Below are 4,681 nucleotides of genomic sequence, written 5' to 3'. Positions count from 1 at the left end.
GACCCGCGCGCTGCCCGAGGCCGCGGCGACGGTGCCGGCGCGCCTGTTCGCGGTCTCGGCCGAGCAGCAGGTCGTCGAGCTCGAGCTCGAGCCCGCTGCCCAGCGCCAGCTCGAGATCGACGCGCTGCGCGAGCTGTGGGACTCGGGCACCGGCCCCGACACCGGTGGCATCCCCGCCGTGCCGGCGCTGGTGACGTCGGCGCACGCCGGCTGACCTCCCTCGGACGGGGGCTGGTGCGGGTCGGTCGGGACGGGCAGGCTGGAGCGGACATGGATGCCTTCGACCTTCCCGACGTGGCCTGGACGCCGGTCTCCCCGCGCCTGGTGACGGCGCGGCGGCTGGCCCTGCTCCTGCCGGTGGCGCTGCCCCTCGTGGCCCTCGTCGTGCTCGGGGTGGTGCTCGGCGGCTGGTGGTGGTGGGCCGGCGCCGCCGTCTGGACGGCCTGGGGCGCGTGGCTGTGGTCGCTGCAGGCGCGGCAGGTGCGGGCGGTCGGCTACGCCGAGCGCGAGGACGACCTCCTCCTGCGCAAGGGGATCGTGTTCCGCTCGCTGGTGGTGGTGCCCTACGGGCGCATGCAGTACGTGGACGTCTCGGCGGGGCCCCTGGACCGGTGGCTGGGGATCGCCACCGTCCAGCTGCACACGGCGTCGGCGGGCAGCGACGCCTCGATCCCCGGTCTGGTCCCCGAGGAGGCGGCCCGGCTGCGCGACCGGCTGGCGCACCGGGGCGAGTCGCGGCTGGCCGGGCTGTGACCTCCCCGCAGGCGGGCGCGGAGGCGGAGCCGGTGCAGGAGCCGGTGCAGGAGCCGGTGCAGGCGCCGGGGCGCGAGCCGGCGGACGCCGGTGCGGGACCGGTCGGGGAGGCGCCGTGGCGGCGGCTGCACCCGGTCACCCCCGTGCTGCGCAGCTGGCGGGTGCTCGTGGTGCTCCTGGTCCTCTACGGCCAGCAGCGAGGGACCGACGCCATGACGGGCGGCGGAGCGGACCTGCCGGGCCACCTCGAGCTGCTGATCGCCCTGGGGGTGCTGGTCGCGGCGGTGGTGGTCTCGGTGGCCGTCTCGGCGCTGGCGTGGCGGATGACGCGCTACCAGGTGGACGCCGAGGCGGTGCGGCTGCACACCGGTGTGGTCTTCCGCCAGCAGCGCTCGGCGCGGCTGGACCGGCTGCAGGCCGTCGACGTGGTGCAGCCGCTGCTGGCGCGCGTGCTGGGCTTCGCCGAGCTGCGGCTGGAGGTGGCTGGCGGCTCGGGCTCCGACGTCCGGCTGGCGTACCTGCGCGAGGCGGACGCGCAGCGACTGCGCAACACGCTGCTGGCCCGGTCGGCGGGGCTGGACTACGACAGCGAGGACGCACCCGAGGCCAGCGACCGCACCGTCGTGGAGGTGCCGCTGCCGCGGCTGCTCGGCTCGCTGGCGCTGTCCAGCGCCACGATCGTGCTGGTGCTCTTCCTCGTGGCCCTCGGGGCGACGGCCGTGGTGGTGGGCAGCCCCGAGCTGCTGCTGGTGGGCGCGGGGCCGACGCTGCTGGGCGTGGCCGCCTCGCTGTGGGCCTCCTTCACGCGCTCGGCGTCCTGGCGCGTGGCGGTCGCCGGTGACGGGCTGCGGCTGCGCCACGGCCTGCTGGAGACCCGGACCCAGACGGTGCCCCCGGGGCGGGTGCAGGCGGTCCGGCTCTCGCAGCCCCTGCTGTGGCGGCGGGCGGGCTGGTGGAGGCTGCAGGTCAACGTCGCGGGGTACGGCGGCGCCTCGAGCAGCACCGGCGGCGACCCCTCGCTGCTGGTGCCGGTGGCCACCCGCGCCGAGGCGGAGGAGGTCCTGGCCCTGGTGCTCCCGGCGCTGCTGGACCCGGCCTCGGAGGCCGTGCAGGTGGACGCCGGCGCGGCCTTCCGGCGCGACGTCGAGCGGGGGCTGGACGGCGTCGGCGAGGACGGCGGCTGGCTGGTCGCGCCGCGCCGGGCCCGGGGGCTGGATCCCGTGGGCTGGCGCCGCCACGGCGTCCTCGTCACCGAGCACGCGCTGCTCGTGCGCCGCGGCCGCCTGGGCCGCCAGCTCGACGTCGTCCCCCACGAGCGCACCCAGTCCCTCGGCCTGGTGCAGGGCCCGCTGCAGCGCCGCCTGGGGCTGGCCACCCTCCACGCCCACTCCACCCCCGGACCGGTGAGCCCGACCGCCGCGCACCTCGACGCCCAGGTGGCCGCGTCGCTGCTGCAGGAGCAGGCCGGGCGCGCCCGGCGCGCTCGAGCGGCCGCCGGGCCCGAGCGCTGGATGGAGGCGCGGGCGGCGCGGCCGCCGGCGCCGGTCGCCTCAGCGGCGGCGGAGGACCACGGCCACGTCGGTGACGGTGAAGAGGAACTGCCCCGCAGCGGCCAGTGACCGCAGGCCCTCGAGCCAGCCGGCCGCGCGGGCGGCCAGCGCCGGGTCGTCCTGCGCGGTGGACAGCACCCCGGTGGCCACCTTCCAGGCCAGCGAGCCGTCGTCGAAGCGGCGGTGGGGATCGGCCCAGGAGGTGACCTCCACGAGCTCCCAGGCCGCGCCGCGGGCGCTGCTGGCCGCGGCGAGGGCGAGCAGCTTGCGGCCCATGAAGCCGTCGGCGATGTCGGCCCAGCGCGGCACGGCCGCCACGAAGCGGTCGACGAGGGCGCGGGTCAGCGCGTCGTCGCTGCTGGTGAACAGCGCGGTGTCCCAGTCCGAGTGCGCCAGCACGAGCAGGCCGCCCGGGCGCAGCGCGCGGTGCACGGCGTCGAGGTGGGCGACCGGGTCGGCCAGGTGCTCGGCCGTGTTGAGCGAGACCGCCCGGTCGAGCTCGCCCTCGGCCAGGGGCAGCGGGCCGTCCAGGTCGGCGATCCGGCTGCGCACGCGCGGGTCGGCCAGCAGGTCGTCGTCCAGCGCGGAGACGTGGTCGAGGGCGTGCACGACCGCGGGGGGGCGCCCGGTGGGAGCGTCGAGCAGGGCGCGGACGGTGCGGCCCGTGCCGCAGCCGAGGTCCGCGGCGGTCAGGCCGTCCTCGTCGAGGCGGGCGAGCTCGACGACCCGTTCGTGGCGTCCCACGCGGGCGAGCCTACGGGCGCCGGTCCGCGGCCGGTGCGCTGGCGCGCCGCTGCGTACGCTCGCGGCGTGAGCCTGCCCCCCGGAGCCAGCACGCCGCAGCGCCGTCCCGGACGCCTCGGCGTCGGCGTCGTCGGCGCCGGCCGGGTCGGCGCCGTGCTGGGGGCCGCCCTGCGCGCCGCCGGCCACGCCGTCGTCGGCGTCAGCGCCGTGTCCGAGGCCAGCCGCGAGCGGGCGGACGCGCTGCTGCCCGGCGTCCCGGTGCTCGAGGTGCCGGCCGTCGTGGAGCGGGCCGAGCTCGTCCTCCTCGCCGTCCCCGACGACGCCCTGGCCGACCTGGTCGCCGGCCTCGCCGCCACCGGCACCTGGCAGCCCGGGCAGCTCGTCGTCCACACCAGCGGCCGCCACGGCGTCGGCGTCCTCGCCCCGGCCCGCGCGGCCGGCGCCATCCCGCTGGCCCTGCACCCGGCGATGACCTTCACCGGCACGAGCCTGGACCTGACCCGGCTGGTCGACTGCGTCGTCGGGGTCAGCGCCCCCTCGCCCGTGCTGCCGGTCGCGCAGGCGCTCGTGGTCGAGATGGGTGCCGAGCCGCTCGTCGTGCCCGAGGAGTCCCGCCCGCTCTACCACGCGGCGCTGGCCCACGGCAGCAACCACCTCGTCACCCTGGTCGCCCAGGCGGCGGAGGTGCTGCGCGCGGCGGGGGTCGAGCCGACCGACCGGGTGCTCGGGCCGCTGCTGCACGCGGCGCTGGACGGCGCCCTCGGCAGCGGCGACGAGGCGCTGACCGGGCCGGTGGCGCGCGGGGACGCCGGCACGGTCGTCCAGCACCGCGAGGTGCTCGCCCGGGCGGTCGGGGACGGCCTGGCGGGCTCCGACGTCCTCGCCACCTACCTCGCGCTCGCCCGCGCCACCGCCCAGCGGGCGCTGGCCTCCGGGCGGCTGCGCCCCGACGCCGCCGGGCGGGTGCTCGACGCGCTGGCCGAGCCCTCACCCCCGTCCGAGGGCGGCCCGGCGTACGGTTCCCCGGCGTGAGCCCCGCCCCCCTCCTCGCCCGCACCCGCTCCGAGCTCGCGCAGGCGCGCGCCGCGCTGCCGGGGCCGGTGGCCGTGGTGATGACGATGGGGGCGCTGCACGCCGGCCACGCCGCCCTCGTGCGCGAGGCGAAGCAGCGGGCCGCGAGCGTCGTCGTGACCATCTTCCTCAACCCGCTGCAGTTCGGTCCCGGCGCGGACCTCTCGCGCTACCCGCGCACCCTGGACGCCGACCTGGCGCTGCTGGCCGAGCACGGGGCGGACCTCGTCTTCGCGCCGAGCCCCGACGTCGTCTACCCCGACGGCGACCCCGTGGTGCGCGTGACCGCCGGAGCGCTGGGGGAGGTCCTCGAGGGCGCCTCGCGGCCCGGCCACTTCGACGGCGTCCTCACCGTGGTGACCAAGCTGACCCACCTCGTGCGCCCCGACCTGGCCCTGTTCGGGCAGAAGGACGCCCAGCAGCTGCTGCTGGTGCGCCGGATGGTGCGCGACCTCGACCTGGGGGTCACCGTCGACGCCGTGCCCACCGTGCGCGACGCCGACGGGCTGGCGCTGTCCAGCCGCAACGCCCACCTGAGCGCGTTCGACCGCGAGGTCGCCCTG

At 78.3% G+C, this 4,681-nt stretch carries 6 protein-coding genes; 5 read left to right on the top strand and 1 reads right to left on the bottom strand.

Annotation, left to right across the window (positions count from 1 at the left end; translation table 11 throughout):
- The 3 genes from AC5FZL_RS15540 to AC5FZL_RS15530 all read left to right on the top strand — a co-directional run.
- Nucleotides 1-214 (top strand): hypothetical protein (locus AC5FZL_RS15540; protein ID WP_493619788.1); only part of this gene is annotated, 214 nt, incomplete at its 5' end.
- Between the two features lie 56 nt (nt 215-270).
- A complete protein-coding gene (locus AC5FZL_RS15535) occupies nt 271-753 on the top strand; it encodes a PH domain-containing protein (protein WP_493619787.1) in 483 nt (160 codons plus the stop codon).
- Nucleotides 750-2,372 carry a PH domain-containing protein gene (locus AC5FZL_RS15530; protein WP_493619786.1) on the top strand — a complete coding sequence of 541 codons (1,623 nt, stop codon included), beginning with the start codon at nt 750-752 and terminating at the stop codon, nt 2,370-2,372. Before AC5FZL_RS15535 ends, AC5FZL_RS15530 begins: the two co-directional genes overlap by 4 nt.
- Here AC5FZL_RS15530 and AC5FZL_RS15525 read toward each other — a convergent pair.
- A complete protein-coding gene (locus tag AC5FZL_RS15525; protein ID WP_493619785.1) occupies nt 2,304-3,047 on the bottom strand; it encodes a methyltransferase domain-containing protein in 744 nt (247 codons plus the stop codon). The genes AC5FZL_RS15530 and AC5FZL_RS15525 overlap by 69 nt on opposite strands.
- Before the next feature lie 66 nt (nt 3,048-3,113).
- Here AC5FZL_RS15525 and AC5FZL_RS15520 point away from each other — a divergent pair, with 66 nt between their 5' ends.
- Nucleotides 3,114-4,079 carry a Rossmann-like and DUF2520 domain-containing protein gene (locus AC5FZL_RS15520; protein ID WP_493619784.1) on the top strand — a complete coding sequence of 322 codons (966 nt, stop codon included), beginning with the start codon at nt 3,114-3,116 and terminating at the stop codon, nt 4,077-4,079.
- A partial coding sequence (panC, locus tag AC5FZL_RS15515) for a pantoate--beta-alanine ligase (protein ID WP_493619783.1) occupies nt 4,076-4,681 on the top strand: 606 nt, incomplete at its 3' end. The genes AC5FZL_RS15520 and panC, both read left to right, overlap by 4 nt.

The organism is Quadrisphaera sp. DVD1 (genome assembly GCF_058932755.1).
This window is presented reverse-complemented; position numbering and strand designations above follow the sequence as displayed.